This window comes from Bradyrhizobium sp. 154, assembly GCF_023073875.1.
In the GTDB taxonomy this organism is placed as follows: domain Bacteria; phylum Pseudomonadota; class Alphaproteobacteria; order Rhizobiales; family Xanthobacteraceae; genus Bradyrhizobium.
Map to the genome: position 1 here is coordinate 305,855 of NZ_JADPKG010000113.1, position 17,118 is coordinate 322,972.

The 17,118-nt window shown below is 64.3% G+C and carries 16 protein-coding genes and 1 other RNA gene; 13 read left to right on the top strand and 4 right to left on the bottom strand.

From position 1 onward, the window contains the following. Positions 1 to 51 precede the first annotated feature (51 nt). The 3 genes from fumC to ssrA form a co-directional block, all read right to left on the bottom strand. Entirely contained in the window at positions 52 to 1,515 is a 1,464-nt protein-coding gene (gene fumC, locus IVA92_RS29695) for a class II fumarate hydratase (RefSeq protein WP_247278524.1), read from the bottom strand. 103 nt (positions 1,516 to 1,618) lie between these two features. After that, positions 1,619 to 2,137, bottom strand: coding sequence for a ClpXP protease specificity-enhancing factor SspB (locus IVA92_RS29700; RefSeq protein ID WP_247278525.1), 519 nt, complete (start codon positions 2,135 to 2,137; stop codon positions 1,619 to 1,621). A gap of 116 nt (positions 2,138 to 2,253) precedes the next feature. Further along, positions 2,254 to 2,621: a transfer-messenger RNA gene (ssrA, locus tag IVA92_RS29705) on the bottom strand. Positions 2,622 to 2,909: 288 nt separating this feature from the next. Here ssrA and IVA92_RS29710 point away from each other — a divergent pair. From IVA92_RS29710 to IVA92_RS29755, 10 genes are all read left to right on the top strand, one after another. After that, positions 2,910 to 3,671, top strand: coding sequence for a tripartite tricarboxylate transporter TctB family protein (locus IVA92_RS29710; RefSeq protein ID WP_247278526.1), 762 nt, complete (start codon positions 2,910 to 2,912; stop codon positions 3,669 to 3,671). Between the two features lie 4 nt (positions 3,672 to 3,675). Further along, entirely contained in the window at positions 3,676 to 5,193 is a 1,518-nt protein-coding gene (locus IVA92_RS29715; protein ID WP_247278527.1) for a tripartite tricarboxylate transporter permease, read from the top strand. 122 nt (positions 5,194 to 5,315) lie between these two features. Next, a complete protein-coding gene (locus IVA92_RS29720; RefSeq protein ID WP_247278528.1) occupies positions 5,316 to 6,296 on the top strand; it encodes a tripartite tricarboxylate transporter substrate binding protein BugD in 981 nt (326 codons plus the stop codon). A 170-nt stretch (positions 6,297 to 6,466) separates the two neighbouring features. Continuing rightward, on the top strand, positions 6,467 to 7,261 hold the full coding sequence (locus IVA92_RS29725; protein ID WP_247278529.1) for a thymidylate synthase: 795 nt from the start codon (positions 6,467 to 6,469) through the stop codon (positions 7,259 to 7,261). A 5-nt stretch (positions 7,262 to 7,266) separates the two neighbouring features. After that, entirely contained in the window at positions 7,267 to 7,752 is a 486-nt protein-coding gene (locus IVA92_RS29730) for a GNAT family N-acetyltransferase (protein WP_247278530.1), read from the top strand. Then, positions 7,752 to 8,261 carry a dihydrofolate reductase gene (locus IVA92_RS29735; RefSeq protein ID WP_247278531.1) on the top strand — a complete coding sequence of 170 codons (510 nt, stop codon included), beginning with the start codon at positions 7,752 to 7,754 and terminating at the stop codon, positions 8,259 to 8,261. The genes IVA92_RS29730 and IVA92_RS29735 overlap by 1 nt, the downstream gene beginning before the upstream one ends. Positions 8,262 to 8,414: 153 nt before the next feature. After that, positions 8,415 to 9,557, top strand: coding sequence for an FtsH protease activity modulator HflK (gene hflK / locus IVA92_RS29740; protein ID WP_247278532.1), 1,143 nt, complete (start codon positions 8,415 to 8,417; stop codon positions 9,555 to 9,557). Continuing rightward, positions 9,554 to 10,450 (top strand): protease modulator HflC, encoded by an 897-nt coding sequence (locus IVA92_RS29745; protein WP_247278533.1) that lies wholly within the window; start codon positions 9,554 to 9,556, stop codon positions 10,448 to 10,450. Before hflK ends, IVA92_RS29745 begins: the two co-directional genes overlap by 4 nt. A 69-nt stretch (positions 10,451 to 10,519) precedes the next feature. After that, a complete protein-coding gene (locus IVA92_RS29750; RefSeq protein WP_027560516.1) occupies positions 10,520 to 10,726 on the top strand; it encodes a DUF2065 domain-containing protein in 207 nt (68 codons plus the stop codon). Between the two features lie 143 nt (positions 10,727 to 10,869). Then, positions 10,870 to 12,375 (top strand): Do family serine endopeptidase, encoded by a 1,506-nt coding sequence (locus IVA92_RS29755; RefSeq protein ID WP_247278534.1) that lies wholly within the window; start codon positions 10,870 to 10,872, stop codon positions 12,373 to 12,375. A gap of 76 nt (positions 12,376 to 12,451) precedes the next feature. On the opposite strand, the gene serB is transcribed toward IVA92_RS29755, so the two are convergent. Continuing rightward, a complete protein-coding gene (gene serB / locus IVA92_RS29760) occupies positions 12,452 to 13,357 on the bottom strand; it encodes a phosphoserine phosphatase SerB (protein ID WP_247278535.1) in 906 nt (301 codons plus the stop codon). A gap of 11 nt (positions 13,358 to 13,368) precedes the next feature. Between serB and miaA the strand changes: the two genes are divergently transcribed. The 3 genes from miaA to ilvN all read left to right on the top strand — a co-directional run bounded on the left by miaA (position 13,369) and on the right by ilvN (position 17,116). Then, positions 13,369 to 14,325, top strand: coding sequence for a tRNA (adenosine(37)-N6)-dimethylallyltransferase MiaA (gene miaA, locus IVA92_RS29765; protein ID WP_247278536.1), 957 nt, complete (start codon positions 13,369 to 13,371; stop codon positions 14,323 to 14,325). A gap of 328 nt (positions 14,326 to 14,653) precedes the next feature. After that, a complete protein-coding gene (locus IVA92_RS29770) occupies positions 14,654 to 16,429 on the top strand; it encodes an acetolactate synthase 3 large subunit (protein WP_247278537.1) in 1,776 nt (591 codons plus the stop codon). 144 nt (positions 16,430 to 16,573) lie between these two features. Then, positions 16,574 to 17,116, top strand: a complete 543-nt coding sequence (gene ilvN, locus IVA92_RS29775) for an acetolactate synthase small subunit (protein ID WP_247278538.1) — start codon at positions 16,574 to 16,576, stop codon at positions 17,114 to 17,116. Positions 17,117 to 17,118: the final 2 nt, after the last annotated feature.

Below are 17,118 nucleotides of genomic sequence, written 5' to 3' on the forward strand. Positions count from 1 at the left end.
TCTGCGGGTCTGGCGTCCGTATCACTACGGATGGCTAGCGGAATTCGGAATTTATCCCGGGCTGGTCATCTTCTCAGGGCGGACCAGGCGGTCGAATTCATCGGCCGAAACGAAGCCGAGCCGCAGCGCCTCTTCCTTCAGCGTGGTGCCGTTGGCATGCGCGGTCTTGGCCACCTTGGCCGCATTGTCGTAGCCGATTTTCGGCGCGAGCGCCGTCACCAGCATCAGCGAGCGCTGCATCAGCTCCTTGATGCGCGTCTCGTCGGCGCGGATGCCGCTGACGCAATGTTCGGTGAAGGAGCGCGCGGCGTCCGCCAGTAAGCGGATCGAGTGCAGCATGTTGTAGGCCAACACCGGCTTGTAGACGTTGAGCTCGAAATGGCCCTGGCTGCCGGCGACCGTGATCGCGGTGTGATTGCCGAACACCTGGCAGCACACCATGGTCATCGCCTCGCACTGCGTCGGATTGACCTTGCCCGGCATGATCGAGGAGCCCGGCTCGTTCTCCGGCAGGATCAGCTCACCCAGGCCCGAGCGCGGGCCGGATCCGAGCAGGCGGATGTCGTTGGCGATCTTGAACAGGCCCGTCGCCACCGAATTGATGGCGCCGTGCGCCAGCACATAGGCATCGTTCGAGGCCAGCGCCTCGAATTTGTTGGCGGCGCTGGTGAAGGGCAGCTTCGTGATCCCGGCAACGTGCTTTGCGAACAGCTTTGCAAAGCGCGGCTTGGAGTTGAGGCCGGTGCCGACGGCGGTGCCGCCCTGCGCCAGCGGATAGAGCTCCTTCACCGCGATCTTGAGCCGGGCGATGCCGCTCTCGACCTGCGCGGCATAGCCCGAAAACTCCTGGCCGAGCGTCAGCGGCGTCGCATCCTGGGTGTGGGTTCGGCCGATCTTCACGATCTTGGAAAACTCCTCCTCCTTCTTGCGCAGCGCGCGGAGCAGCTCATCGAGCGCAGGGACGAGATCGGCATTGATGCGGCTTGCGGCGGCAATGTGCATCGCGGTGGGAAAAGAGTCGTTCGACGACTGACTCATGTTGACGTGGTCGTTGGGATGCACCGGCTTCTTGGCACCGAGCTCGCCGCCGAGCAGCTCGTTGGCACGGTTTGCGATGACCTCGTTGAGGTTCATATTGGTCTGCGTGCCGGAGCCGGTCTGCCACACCACCAGCGGGAAATGATCGTCGAGCTTGCCCTCGATCACCTCGCGCGCGGCGCGGATGATGGCGTTGGCGCGGCGCTGGTCGAGCAGGCCAAGTTCGCGATTGGACTGTGCCGCGGCGAGCTTGACGATGCCGAGCGCATGCACCAGCGAGATCGGCATGCGATCCGTGCCGATGCGAAAATTCTGGCGCGAGCGTTCGGTCTGCGCCCCCCAATAGCGGTCGGCGGCGACCTCGATGGGGCCAAAACTATCGGTCTCGGTGCGGGTGGCGGGGCGGTCGGTCTTCGAGCGAGCAGTTTCTGAGCGGGCAGTCTCTGAGTGGGCAGTCTTGGCCATGAGCACATCCATTTCGCCGTGCGGAATGCCGCGCGGCCCCTTGATATGCCTTCTATATAGGGAGTCGGATATATAGGGAGTCCGGCCGCGCGAGACGGGGCGAGCCCAATCTAGATCATTTCTTGCGGAAACGATCGAGCCGTACGACTTCGGCGCCGCCCTGGTTCGGGGCCGCCGGCGCGTCCGTGCTTTCCTTCGGCTCAGCGGCGGGCGCGGGTACCGCGACGGCCGACGGTGCGGGTGCTGCCGGCAAACTCTCGGGCACCACCTCGGCGAGGTCGGAGGTGTCGAACTGGAGGCCGAATTTCACGGACGGATCGAGGAAGCTCTTGATGGCGCTGAACGGCACCACCAGCCGCTCCGGAATGCCGCCGAACGACAGGCCAACCTCGAAACGGTCCTCGAGCACGGTCAGGTCCCAGAACTGGTGCTGGAGGATGATCGTCATCTCTTCCGGATATTGCGCGAGCAACCGCGGCGACAGCTTCACGCCCTCGGCCTTCGACACGAAGGTGATGAAGAAATGGTGCTCGCCCGGCAGGCCATGGGTCGCCGCATCGGTCAGCACCTTGCGCAGCACGCCGCGCAGCGCGTCGCGGGCCAGCACATCGTATCGGATATGATCGGTCGCCATGGTGGTCCTGTTGCATCCCCGAAGCCGGGCCCTGCCGGCCCGACTCGCCAAGCCGCAATAGTACCGCGCCTGACGGGTCAGCAGGAGTCCCCGCCGGGGAAGAAATCAAAGAGTAAAGTGGAGGCTTCTGTTGCCAGGTGCCTCCGAACCCCGCCTAGCGGAGCTTAACCCGCTAGGACTTTAGAGTGGTCTTTCAAACTGCGTTACGCAGCCTGAGCAACCGGAGCAAAGTTGTCGTTGGCAACTATTGCAGTAGCCCGATAACGGCGGAACAATACCGGGAAAAAGTACGCCCTTTACGCCCTCGTCGATCCTATTTCGCCCCCGCCAAAGCCCACTTCTTGGGCCAGCCCGTCGGTGGGCTTTGGTGGAGGCGCCGGGTACCGCCCCCGGGTCCGAATGGTTTATTGCGACGACCGTTTATTTCCATAGCCGGCGAACCGGCATCCCCAATATAGGGGGCAAACGTTTCGAAAAACAGGGGTTTCAAGCGGCGATCCAGCGGTTTCCATCCGCGGGTTCCGGATGGTCGTCGGTTTGCAATCTTTTCATCGCCATTGAAGTATCCCGCTGCCGCTCCAACAGCGCGACGGTTGCGGTGCTCACCTCCGTTCGCGCATCAATCCACTCTGGCTCCTGCTCGCCGGAGCCTGTTGGGTTTTGCTGGCATTGTGTGATGAAAATCGCTAGGCAGTGATCCGGGCGGGGGATCCAGTTCCAGCCGATTTAGAACAACAGTGCTCGTGACTTACGGGTCGCGGAGGAGACAGCCATGGCCGACACGATGGGCCACTCAGCGACCGCCACCCGAAACACAAAGGTGGCGCTCGGTTTTTGCCTGCTGGCGCTTGCGCCGCAGATTTTCGAATTGATCTGGTCGATCGGGACGATCTTCGGCTGGGGCGCCGGGCGCGGCCCGGCGACGGTCGTCACCAACCACGCGACCGCGCTACTTGCCGGCGCGCCCAGCGCCATCCTCGGATCGTTCGGTGGCGGTGCCAAGAAGGCCTCGTCCGAGGTGCTGCTGGCGCTCATCTATTCCTATCCGCTGTTCGTGGTGGCGATTCTCACGCTGTTCATGACGATCCGATCGGCGCAGGACTATGTCGGCGGCGTTGTCCTGATGGCGCTGGCCCTGTTCGCGTTGTGGGCATCGAGTGATTTGCAGGGCATGCGGGGCTTCTCCTTCGGCGCAGGGACCGCGCCGCGCATGTTCGGCGGCCTGCTGGTCGCCTTGTCCGCCGGTATCGCCCTGACCGGGCTCCTGACGGAGGGAGCCCCGCTCGCCCATTACGCCTGGCGCGGGCCGCTGTTCGTGGTGGCGGCGATCGTCTTTTTCGCACTGGCGATCCGGCCTCTCGGCCTCGTGGTCACAGCCTTCGTAAGCTTCATGATTGCGGCGACGGGCTCGCACGAGACGCGCTGGCTCGAAGCTGCGATCGTCGGCGCCTGCCTGACGTTCGGTTGCGCAATCCTGTTTCCGTACGTGCTCGGGCTGCCGATGCCGATGTTTCCGCGTTTCCTGATCCAGTGAGGGCGTGATGGATATCTTTGCCAACCTCGCTCACGGCTTCGCCGTCGCGCTCTCTCCGATCAACCTTCTGATGTGCCTGATCGGCGCTCTGGTCGGGACGCTGGTGGGCGTGCTCCCGGGCATCGGCACCATCGCGACCGTCGCGATGCTGCTACCGATCACCTTCGGACTGCCGCCGGTCGGCGCGCTGATCATGCTCGCCGGCATTTATTACGGCGCCCAGTACGGCGGCTCGACCACGTCAATCCTGGTCAACATACCCGGTGAGGCGACATCGGTCGTTACCGCCATCGATGGCCATCAGATGGCCAAGCAGGGCCGCGCTGGCCCCGCGTTGGCGATCGCCGCGATCGGCTCGTTCTTCGCCGGCTGCGTCGCGACCGTCTTGATTGCCGTCCTCGGCGCGCCGCTTACGAAGCTCGCGCTGGCGTTCGGCCCGGCCGAATATTTCTCGCTAATGGTGCTTGGCCTGATCTTCGCGGTGGTCCTGGCCAAGGGCTCGGTGCTGAAGGCGATCGCGATGATCGTGTTCGGCCTGTTGCTCTCGATGGTCGGCTCGGACATCGAGACCGGCGCCTCGCGCATGGCCTTCAACATCCCGGAGCTCGCCGACGGTCTCGGCTTTGCGACGGTGGCGATGGGCGTATTCGGCTTTGCCGAGATCATCCGCAATCTCGACGCCGGCGCCGAGATGAGCCGCGATCTCGTGCAGCAGAAGATCACCGGCCTGATGCCGACCAGAAAGGATCTGATCGACTCGACGCCTGCCATCCTTCGCGGCACCGTGCTCGGCTCGATCCTCGGTATCCTGCCCGGCGGTGGTGCGACGATCGCGTCGTTTGGCGCCTATACGCTCGAGAAGAAGCTTGCCAAGAATCCGTCGCGCTTTGGCCGCGGTGCGATCGAGGGCGTGGCGGGGCCGGAGAGCGCCAACAATGCCGCCGCGCAGACCTCGTTCATCCCGCTGCTGACGCTCGGCATCCCGCCCAACGCGGTGATGGCACTGATGGTGGGCGCGATGACCATCCACGGCATCGTGCCGGGCCCGCAGGTGATGCAGAAGCAGCCGGATCTCGTCTGGGGCATGATCGCCTCGATGTGGATCGGCAATCTGATGCTGATCATCATCAACCTCCCGCTGGTCGGCATCTGGGTGCGGCTGCTGCGCGTGCCGTACCGGCTGATGTTCCCCTCGATCGTGATCTTCTGTGCGATCGGCATCTATTCGGTGAACAACGCACCGGTCGACGTCATCCTCGCAGGCGTGTTCGGCCTCGTCGGTTACTGGCTGATCAAGCACGATTTCGAGCCCGCGCCGTTGCTGCTCGGCATGGTGCTGGGGCCGCTGATGGAAGAGAACCTGCGCCGTGCGCTGCTGATCTCGCGCGGCGACTGGAGCGTGTTCCTGACGCGTCCGTTGTCGGCGGTGCTGCTGGCGGTCGCGGCGGGCCTCCTCGTTCTTACGGTGCTACCGGTGTTGCGCGCCAAGCGCGACGAGGTTTTCACCGAGTCTGAGAACTGAGAGGTTGCGCCCTGCGTCGGCGCGCCGCATTCGGAAGTCGAATCGACTTGTATGACGGCTTCGTGGAATGAAAATGCCGGCCCTTGTGGCCGGCATTTTTGTTTGTCTCCCGGGAGATCGAGATGACTGTCATTCGCGCGCTTGCGGGCGCATGTGCCGCGGCGTTCGCATCATTGTGCGTCCTTGCCGCACCCGCTGAGGCACAGACCTATCCGACGCGCAGCATCACCATGATCGTGCCGTTCGCGGCCGGCGGACCGACCGACGTCGTCGCGCGCATCGTCACCGCGCACATGGCGCAGACGCTGGGGCAGAGCATCATCATCGAGAATGTAGTGGGCGCCGGCGGCACCACCGCCACAACGCGCGCCGCGCGTGCGGCCAACGACGGCTATACGCTCATCACCGGGCATATGGGCACGCATGCCGCCTCCGTGCCGCTTTATCCAAAGCTTGCCTATCATCCCGAAAAGGACTTCGAGCCGGTCGCGCTGCTCGCGGGCACGCCGATCCTGATTCTGGCGCGCAAGGATTTTCCGCCGAAGGACCTCAAGGAGTTCGTCGCCTACGTGAAGGCCAACGCCGAGAAGGTGAATGCCGCGCATGCCGGCGTCGGCTCGGTCTCGCACGTCTCGTGCGAGCTTCTGCACTCCATCCTCGACATCAAGCCGGTCGGTGTGCCCTTCAATGGCACGGGCCCCGCGATGAACGCGCTGGTGGCCGGCCAGGTCGACTACATGTGTGACCAGATCGTCAACGCCGTGCCGCAGATCAATGCCGGCACCATCAAGGCCTATGCGATCGCGACGGCGGAGCGCAATCCGTCGCTGCCGAACGTGCCGACGACGGCGGAAGCCGGCCTACCCGCATTCCAGGCCCAGGCCTGGAATGCGATGTTCGCACCGAAGGGAACCTCGCCGGCAATCGTTGCGAGCCTGAACGCCGCGGCCATCAAGGCGCTCGACGACGAGACCGTCCGGAAGCGCCTGCTCGAGCTCGGCAGCGTCATTCCCGGCCCCAAGGACCGTACGCCGGAGGCGCTGGCGACCCTCGTCAAGAACGAGATCGCGAAATGGAGCCCGGTGCTCAAGCCGGCAACTTAGCCAGCGGGATCAGGCTGATAGGTGAGGGGCGGGACGCTGGGTTCCGCCGCTTGTCGTTTGCGCCGGGAACGCTCACTTTTCCGGGTATAATCGGCGCGAACAGCGAATCGCCGCTGTCGCAGCGCGGAGGCGGCCGCTAAGTTTCCAGCCTCCCCAAAGGCGCACGACACATGCACCAGTATCAGGACCTGCTCGAGCGGATTCTTTCAGACGGCGCCGAGAAGACCGACCGGACCGGTACCGGTACGCTGTCGGTGTTCGGCCACCAGATGCGCTTCAATCTGTCCGCCGGTTTCCCGATGCTGACCACCAAGCGGCTGCCGCTGAAGGCGATTGTGCATGAGCTGCTCTGGTTCCTGAAGGGCGATACCAACATCAAATATCTGCGCGACAACGGCGTCACCATCTGGGACGAATGGGCCGATGCCAATGGCGATCTCGGCCCGGTTTACGGGCATCAGTGGCGCTCCTGGCCCGCGCCTGATGGCCGCAGCATCGACCAGATCGCGAACGTGGTCGACATGATCAAGCGCAATCCGGACTCGCGCCGCCTGATCGTCTCGGCCTGGAATCCGGCCGAGGTCGACAAGATGGCGCTGCCGCCGTGCCACTGCCTGTTCCAGTTCTACGTCGCCAACGGCAAATTGTCTTGCCAGCTCTATCAGCGCTCTGCCGACGTGTTCCTCGGCGTGCCCTTCAACATTGCCTCCTATTCGCTGCTGACGATGATGGTCGCGCAGGTCACCGGCCTCAAGCCCGGCGACTTCGTGCATTCGTTCGGCGATACCCATCTCTATTCCAACCATCTGGAGCAAGCGAAGCTCCAGCTCACCCGCGCGCCCCGCGCGCTGCCGGTGATGCGGATCAACCCCGACGTGAAGGACATCTTCTCGTTCCGCTTCGAGGATTTCGAGCTCGTCGGCTACGATCCGCATCCGCACATCAAGGCGGAAGTCGCGGTTTAGCGCCTATGTCGCTCAACATCCGCCGCGTGCGCCCGGGCGAAGCCGGGCTCGTTCTTGCTTTCATCCGCGAACTCGCCGAATACGAAAAGCTCTCGCACGAGGTCGAGGCAACAGAGGCGATGATTGCGGACGCGCTGTTCGGCGAGCGGCCGCAGCTCCATTGCGCGATCGCCGAATGGAACGGCGAGGCGGCCGGTTTTGCGGTGTGGTTTGCGAATTTCTCCACTTTCAGCGGCCGCCACGGCATCTATCTCGAAGACCTCTATGTGCGGCCGTCGCATCGGGGCAGGGGCCTCGGCAAGGCGCTGCTGGTCTATCTCGCGAAGGAATGCGTCGACAACGGCTGGTCGCGCCTGCAATGGGCGGTGCTCGACTGGAATGCGCCGTCGATCGCGTTCTACAAATCGCTCGGTGCCGTCATGATGGACGACTGGACGCTGTGTCGCGTCACCGGGCCAGCGTTGACACGGCTTGCCGGGAGCGCGACCTGATGGAGATCGTCTTCGTCGTCGCGATCGCCGAGAACGGAATCATCGGCGCGGGCAACACCATGCCGTGGCGACTGAAATCCGACATGGCGCGCTTCAAGGCGCTCACGATCGGCAAGCCCGTGATCATGGGCCGCAAGACCTTCGAATCCCTGCCCCGGCCGCTGCCGAACCGCACCAACATCGTGATCACGCGCGATGCGGGTTATCGCGCCATCGGAGCCATCGTCACGACATCGGCGGCTGATGCGGACGCGGTTGCGCGGGGCGACGCCCTGCGGCGTTCGGTCACTGAGATCGCGGTGATCGGCGGCGCCGAGATCTTTCGGCAATGGATCGATCGCGCCGATCGGCTCGAAATCACCGAAGTGCATGCGCGGCCCCAAGGCGACACGTATTTCGACATCGACAAGGCCGAGTGGGACGAGGTGGCGCGCATCCGTCATCCTGCCGGCCCCGACGACAGCGCCGACTTCTCCTATGTGACATATCGTCGGCGGGCGGGCCATTAACCGCATTCGCCAATGTTTACATTGACTTTTTCGCGCCCGAGCATAGCTCGGAGGACGGTCAGGGCTGCGTTGTAAGGGACCTGCCTGTCCCCTATAAAGCCGGACCGGACAAAGCGGGCGGGGGCAATGCCACCCTGCCGAGGAGAGCGTCGAATGCCGTGGAAGAATCAGGGCGGTGGCCCATGGGGCTCGGGTCCAAAGGGACCATGGGGCTCCGGCCCGCAACCGGTCGGGCCGAGGCCGCCGGATCTGGAAGACCTCCTGCGGCGCGGCCAGGACCGCCTCCAGCAGATCATGCCGGGCGGCTATTTTTCCGGCGTCGGCATCACGCTGATCATCCTGCTCATCGTCGCGTTCTGGCTGCTGTCGGGCTTCTTCCGCGTGCAGTCCGAAGAGCGCGGCGTCGTGCTGCGCTTCGGCAAGCATGTCCGCACCGTCGATCCGGGCCTGAATTACCACCTGCCCTATCCGATCGAGACCGTGCTGCTGCCGAAGGCGCTGCGCGTCTCCACGACTTCCATCGGCATGACGGTGATCGAGGATCCGGCGCGGCGCGGCCGCTCCATTCGCGACGTGCCGGAAGAGAGCCTGATGCTGACCGGTGACGAGAACATCGTCGACGTCGACTTCACCGTGCTCTGGCGCATCAAGCCCGACGCCGGCGGCGTGGGCGATTTTCTGTTCAACATCCAGAACCCCGAAGGCACCGTGAAAGCGGTCGCCGAGAGCGCGATGCGTGAGGTCATTGGCCGTTCGCAGATCCAGCCGATCCTGACCGGTGCCCGCAATACGATCGAGCAGGGGGTGCAGGAACTGATCCAGAAGACTCTCGACAGCTATGGCGCAGGCATTCTCATCACCCAGGTGCAGATGCAGAAGGTCGATCCGCCGGCGCAGGTGATCGACGCCTTCCGTGACGTGCAAGCGGCGCGCGCCAATCTGGAGCAGCTGCAAAACGAAGCGCAGACCTACGCCAACCAAGTGGTGCCGCAGGCGCGCGGACGTGCAGCGCAGATCCTGCAGGCCGCCGAAGGCTACAAGGAGCAGGCGGTCGCCGAGGCCAAGGGCCAGAGCGCGCGCTTCCTGAAAGTGTACGACGAATACAAGAAGGCGCCCGACGTGACGCGTGAACGGATTTATCTGGAGACGATGGAGCGCGTGCTCGGCGGCGCCGAGAAGCTGGTCTATGACGGCGGCCCTGCGGGTCAGGGTGTCGTGCCCTATCTGCCGCTTCCCGAGTTGACGCCCAAGCGGCAGCCTACGACCGGTCCGCAGTCGAGCGGAGGCAACCGATGAGGTCTCCGGTTACAGGTTTCGTCTCGCTGCTCGGACTCCTGCTGGTCGTGATCGTCGGCTACATGTCGCTGTTCACGGTGCAGCAGACCGAGCAGACCATCGTGCTCCAGTTCGGCAAGCCCGTCGACGTCGTCACCGCACCCGGCCTGCATTTCAAGGCGCCGTGGAATTCGGTGATCAACATCGACAAGCGGATCCTCGACCTGGAGAACCCGTCGCAGGAAGCGATCGCCTCCGACCAGAAGCGGCTGGTGGTCGACGCTTTCGCGCGTTACCGCATCAAGGATGCGTTGCGCTTCTATCAGAGCGTCGGCTCGATCCAGGCCGCCAACATTCAGCTGACCACGCTCCTCAACGCGGCGCTGCGCCGCGTGCTCGGCGAGGTCACCTTCATCAACGTGGTTCGCGACGATCGCGAGAAGCTGATGCAGCGCATCCGCGACCAGCTCGACCGCGAGGCCGATGGCTACGGCATTCAGGTCGTCGACGTCCGGATCCGCCGTGCCGACCTGCCGGAGCAGAACAGCCAAGCGGTCTACCAGCGCATGAAGACCGAGCGCGAGCGGGAGGCCGCTGAGTTCCGTGCACAGGGTGGCCAGAAGGCCCAGGAGATCAAGTCCAAGGCCGATCGCGAGGCGACCATCATCGTCGCGGAGGCCAATTCGCAGGCTGAGCAGACCCGCGGTGCAGGCGATGCCGAGCGCAACCGCCTGTTTGCGGAAGCCTACAGCAAGGACGCCGATTTCTTCGCCTTCTACCGGTCGATGACGGCCTATGAGAACGGGCTGCGTTCGAACGATACCCGTTTCCTGCTGCGGCCAGACTCGGATTTCTTCCGGTACTTCAGTAACCCGTCCGGCAAGATGGCAACCGAGACGCCGGCGAAGCCGTAAGCTAGACAGGGCGGCCGGCTTGGCCGCCCTTGCCCAGACAAGAACAGCATAACGGGAGGTTCCATTCCGATGAGGTCCATTGCGTTTGCCGACTTCCTCATCGGCCTAGGCATCCTGTTCGTGCTGGAAGGCTTGATGTTCGCGGCCAGTCCCAACTGGATGCGCAAGGCCATGAAGAGTGCTATCGCCACGCCGGACAACATCCTGCGGGCTGTCGGAATCGGTTCGGCCGTGGCCGGCCTGATCCTGATCTGGGTGATGCGGCGCCCGGTTTAAGCATCATGCCAACGCCAAAGTGAAGGCAATCGACCGGTTTTTCGCCGTATTATCGGGGTGTTGAGACCCGTTAAGCTCTGCGCTTGCGCCGTCCCCCCGTTCGAGCGCAGGCTGGCGCCGAACCCTATTCTCTGGAGATCACAATGACCGCTGCCACCATTGCCCCGTCCCGCTTGCGCCATTGGGTGCGAACTGGGCTGGCCGCGCTCGCCATCGGTGCTTTCGGCGCGTTCGGCACGCCGGCCCATGCGCGTGGAGCGGACGGCATCGCCGACGTCGCCGAGAAGGTGATCGACGCGGTCGTCAACATCTCTACGTCGCAGACCGTCGAGGCCAAGGGCGGCGGCAGCAATACCATGCCGCAACTGCCGCCAGGTTCGCCGTTCGAGGAGTTCTTCGACGACTTCTTCAAGAACCGCAGGGGTCCCGGCGGTGGCAGCAAGGGCGGCGACAACAACCCGCCGCGCAAGACCAACTCGCTCGGCTCCGGCTTCATCATCGACACAGCAGGCGTGGTCGTTACCAACAACCATGTCATTGCCGATGCCGACGAGATCCATGTCATCCTCAACGACGGCACCAAGATCAAGGCCGAGCTGGTCGGCGTCGACAAGAAGACCGACCTCGCCGTGCTCAAGATCAAGCCTCCGAAGCCGCTGGTCGCGGTGAAGTTCGGCGACTCCGACAAGCTCCGGCTCGGCGACTGGGTGGTCGCGATCGGCAACCCCTTCAGTCTCGGTGGCACGGTCACGGCCGGTATCGTCTCGGCCAAGAACCGCGACATCTCCTCAGGGCCATATGACAGCTATATCCAGACCGACGCCTCCATCAACCGCGGCAATTCCGGCGGCCCGCTGTTCAACCTCGACGGCGACGTCATCGGCGTCAACACGCTGATCATCTCGCCCTCCGGCGGCTCCATTGGCATCGGCTTCGCCGTGCCGTCGAAGACGGTCGTTGGCGTCGTCGACCAGCTCCGGCAGTTCGGCGAGCTGCGCCGCGGCTGGTTAGGGGTGCGCATCCAGAGCGTCACCGACGAGATCGCCGAGAGCCTCAACATCAAGCCGGCGCGCGGCGCGCTGGTCGCCGGCGTGGACGACAAGGGTCCGGCGAAGCCCGCCGGCATCGAGCCTGGTGACGTCGTCGTCAAATTCGATGGCAAGGACGTCAAGGATCCGAAGGACCTGTCCCGCGTCGTCGCCGACACGGCGGTTGGCAAGGAGGTCGACGTGATCATCATCCGCAAAGGCCAGGAACAGGCCAAGAAGGTCACGCTCGGCCGGCTCCAGGATCCCGAGAAGGTGCAGGCCGCGGTGAAAACCGACGAGCCCGCACCCGAGAAGCCGGTGACGCAGAAGGCGCTCGGTCTCGATCTGGCAACGCTGAGCAAGGATCTACGCACGCGCTACAAGATCAAGGACACCGTCAAGGGCGTGGTCGTCACCAATGTCGAGGCCAATTCCGACGCCGCCGAGAAGCGGCTCTCCGCCGGTGACGTCATCGTCGAGGTGGCGCAGGAGGCGGTGTCGAGCGGCGCCGACATCCAGAAGCGGGTCGATCAGCTCAAGAAGGACGGCAAGAAGTCGGTGCTGCTGCTCGTCTCCAATGCCGACGGCGAGCTGCGCTTCGTGGCGTTGAGCGTGCAATAGGAAGGGCTGGTCGTCCTACCATTCATTGTCATTCCGGGTTCGATGCTTCGCATCACCCGGAATGACGCAGAGAACGTTACCCCTCCACGAACTCCTCGCGCCGATACCCTTGCGCATACAGCAGCGCGGTGAGATCGCCGTGATCAATCCGCGCTGCCGCGGCCGCGGCCACCGCCGGCTTGGCGTGATACGCCACACCGAGCCCCGCCGCCTGGATCATCCCAAGGTCATTGGCGCCGTCACCGACCACGATCGACTCGAGGTCGTCGAGATCAAACGATTCCATCAGATCCAACAGTGTCGCGAGTTTCGCGGCGCGGCCCAGGATCGGTTCCTTCACCTCGCCGGTGAACTTGCCGTCGCGCACGACGAGTTCGTTGGCGCGGTTTTCCTGGAAGCCGATCTTGGCGGCGACCGCGTTCGTGAACAGCGTGAAGCCGCCCGAGACGAGGCAGGTGTAGGCGCCGTGCGCGCGCATGGTCGCGACCAGCTCACGGCCGCCGGGGGTCAGCGTGATGCGTTTGGCCAGTACTTCGTCGACCGCGCTGGCGGGCAGATCCTTGAGCAGCGCAACGCGCTCGCGCAGCGCCGGCTCGAACTCGATCTCGCCGCGCATCGCGCGTTCGGTGATGGCGGCCACATGCGCCTTCACCCCGACCAAGTCGGCGAGTTCGTCGATGCATTCCTGGCCGATCATGGTGGAATCCATGTCGGCGAGAAAAAGCTTCTTGCGCCGGAAGCCGACTGGCTGCACGACGATGTCGATGGGCAGGTCGCCGCGAAGCTCGCGGAGCCGCTGTTCGATGGCGTGGCGGTCGCCTTCGAGGTTACTTTCGGCGCCGAAGGGAATGTCGACCGCAACCCCTTCGAACAACCAGTGCGCGGGAGCTGCTTGTGGCAGCACAGCGCGGGCGCCGTCGACGATGGTAGAGTCGAGCGCAGGATTGTCGGGATTGCAGATCAGCGTGGCGACGAGGGACATTTGAGGTTTTCGTGAGCGAGGGGCAAGTCAGCGGAAGGCGTGTTGGCAAGGCCGTGCTTATCGCAGGCCCGACCGCCAGCGGCAAGTCGGCGCTGGCGCTCGAGCTTGCGCTCGCCACCGGCGGCATCATCATCAACGCCGATTCCATGCAGGTTTACCGCGATCTGCGCATCATCACGGCACGGCCGACAGGGGCTGATGAGGCGCTCGTGCCGCATCGTCTCTATGGCCATGTCGATGCGGCCGTGAATTTCTCGGCCGGTGCCTGGGTGAGCGACGCGGCGAAGGCGCTCGAAGCGGCGATGGCCGAACGCCGCCTGCCGATCTTCGTCGGCGGCACCGGGCTCTATTTCAAGGCACTGACGGCGGGCCTCTCCGTAGTGCCGCCAATTCCTGCCGAGGTGCGCGAGGATGTGCGCGCGCGGCTGCAGCAGAACGGCGTCGAAGCGCTACACGCGGAACTCGCGCACCGCGATCCGCGTGCGGCCGAACGATTGAATCTGCGCGACCGCACCCGGATCGCGCGCGCGCTGGAAGTAGTCGAAGCGACCGGCCGTTCGCTGCTCGACTGGCACGGCGAAGGCCAGCCGCCGTTGCTGCCGAAGGACAATTTTCGCGCGGTGTTTCTCGCCCCCGCGCGCGACGAACTCTATGCCCGCATCGATGCGCGCTTCGATGCCATGTTGAGCGCCGGCGCGCTCAGGGAGGTCGAGCGGCTTGCCGCCAGACACCTCGATCCGCTGTTGCCGGCCACGAAGGCCCACGGCGTGCCGGCGCTGATCCGGCATCTGCGCGGCGAGCTCAGCCTGGAAGAAGCTGCCACAATCGGCCGCGCCGACACCCGCCACTACGCCAAGCGCCAGTTCACCTGGTTCCGGCATCAATTGCCTGAGTTCGAATGGGTGAAGCCGGAGGAGGCGAGGGGATGGCTCGCCGCGATCGTGGACGCGACACGGGATGCGAACTGACGAGCTTTTGTACCCGGTTCCCGAATTTACCGCTCGCCGAACCCGGGGAACACCGCTACACTGCCAAAATCGCGCGGGAACGGCCACATTGCCTTGACATCCGGGCTTTGGCCGCTATGTTTCGCGCAACCTTTGGGAAGCCGAGCGCCTGCCATGCGTAACATTATTACCAAACTCCTTATCGCCGTCGTACCCAGGCACACCGCCGGGGGTGGCTAGCTGCCATCCACAAGACAGGCGGTGTGCGTGGGCCCTCTTCGGGGCCTTTTTTATTTCCCGAACCCGACACGAACGAAGCCGCTGACAACAGCGCATCCGGAGCAAGCCAATGAGCGAGAAGAGCCACGATCCGAACCAGATGACCGGCGCCGCGATGATCGTCCGCGCGCTCATCGATCATGGCGTGACCGACATTTTTGGCTATCCCGGCGGCGCGGTGCTTCCCATCTATGACGAGATCTTCCAGCAGAGCGAGGTCCAGCACATCCTGGTCCGCCACGAGCAGGGCGCCGGCCATGCCGCCGAGGGCTATGCGCGCTCGACCGGCAAGCCGGGCGTCGCGCTGGTGACCTCCGGTCCCGGCGCCACGAACATGGTGACGCCGCTGACCGACGCGCTGATGGATTCGATCCCGCTGGTGTGCATCTCCGGCCAGGTGCCGACGCATCTGATTGGCAACGACGCCTTCCAGGAATGCGACACCGTCGGCATCACGCGCCCCTGCACCAAGCACAACTGGCTGGTGCGCGACGTCAACGATCTCGCCAAGGTGCTGCACGAGGCTTTCTACGTCGCGACCTCCGGCCGTCCGGGTCCGGTGCTGGTCGACGTTCCCAAGGACGTGCAGTTCGCGACCGGTACCTATCATCCGCCGCGCAAGTCCGACGTGCACCGCTCCTATGCGCCGCGCGTGAAGGGCGATGCCACGCAGATCCGCAAGGCGGTGGCGCTGCTCGCCAACGCCAAGCGTCCGGTGATCTACAGCGGCGGTGGCGTCATCAATTCCGGTCCCGAGGCGACCAAGCTCTTGCGCGAGCTGGTCGAGGTCACTGGTTTCCCGATCACCTCCACGCTGATGGGCCTCGGCGCCTATCCAGCTTCGGGCAAGAACTGGCTCGGCATGCTCGGCATGCACGGCACTTATGAAGCTAACATGACCATGCATGATTGCGACGTCATGCTGTGCGTCGGCGCGCGCTTCGACGACCGCATCACCGGTCGCGTCGATGCGTTCTCGCCGGGCTCGAAGAAGATCCATATCGACATCGACCCATCCTCGATCAACAAGAACATCCGGGTTGACGTGCCGATCATCGGCGATTGCGGCAACATCCTCGGCGACATCCTCCAGGTGTTCAAGGCAGAGGCGAAGAAGCCCGACATCAAATCGTGGTGGCAGCAGATCGCGCAGTGGCGTGCCCGTAATTCGCTGTATTACAAGAAGAGCAACGACGTCATCCTGCCGCAGCATGCGATCCAGAGCCTGTTCGAAGCGACGCGCGGCAAGGATACCTACATCACGACCGAGGTCGGCCAGCACCAGATGTGGGCCGCCCAGTTCTACGGCTTCGAGGAGCCGCATCGCTGGATGACGTCGGGCGGCCTCGGCACCATGGGCTACGGCCTGCCGGCCGCGATCGGCGTGCAGGTTGCCCACCCGGACAGCCTCGTCATCGACATCGCGGGCGATGCCTCGGTGCAGATGACGATGCAGGAGATGTCGACGGCCGTGCAGTACGAGCTGCCGATCAAGATCTTCATCCTGAACAACCAGTACATGGGCATGGTGCGGCAGTGGCAGCAGCTGCTGCATGGCAACCGCCTGTCGCATTCCTACTCGGAGGCGCTGCCGGATTTCGTCAAGCTCGCCGAAGCCTATGGCGGCATTGGCCTCCAGGTGCACAAGCCTGGCGATCTCGAGGGCGCCATCAACGAGATGATCGCGGTCAAGCGCCCGGTGCTGTTCGACTGCCGCGTCGCTGCGCTCGAAAACTGCTTCCCGATGATCCCCTCCGGCAAGGCGCACAACGAAATGCTGTTGCCGGAGCAGGCCAACGACGCGGCCACCGCAAAGGCATTCGCCGGCGGCAAGGCGCTGGTGTGAGCGCAATGGTCACAAGCTCCGCTGCCATCGCCCGGCTCGACCGGCCGATCCAGTACGCCGCTCCCTGTGTAGGGATCTCAGGCCGTGGCAATTACTGGCGGCCCGCCTTCGCGGACATGACGAAAAGGATTTGAGGGGACGACAATGAACCAGCCGGCATCCGCCTACTTCATCGAGGACCGTCACGATCCCAACGAGACGCACACGCTCGCCGTGCTCGTGCAGAACGAGCCCGGCGTGCTTGCGCGCGTCATCGGTCTGTTCTCGGGCCGCGGCTACAACATCGAGAGCCTCACGGTCTCGGAGACCGAGAGCCAGAAGCACCTCTCGCGCATCACCATCGTCACGACGGGCACGCCAATGGTGATCGAGCAGATCAAGCACCAGCTCGATCGCATGATTCCGGTCTATCGCGTCGTCGACATGACGCAGACCAAGCGCTCGATCGAGCGGGAGCTCGCGATGGTGAAGGTGCGCGGGCAGGGCGAGCACCGGGTCGAGGCGCTGAGGCTTGCGGATGCGTTCCGCGCCCGCGTGATCGACGCCACCACCGAGAGCTTCGTGTTCGAGATCACAGGCAATACGGACAAGATCAATCAGTATATCGACCTGATGCGCCCGCTCGGCCTCGTCGAGGTGTCGCGCACCGGCGTTGCCGCGATTGGTCGCGGGCCTGAAGGGATGTGAAC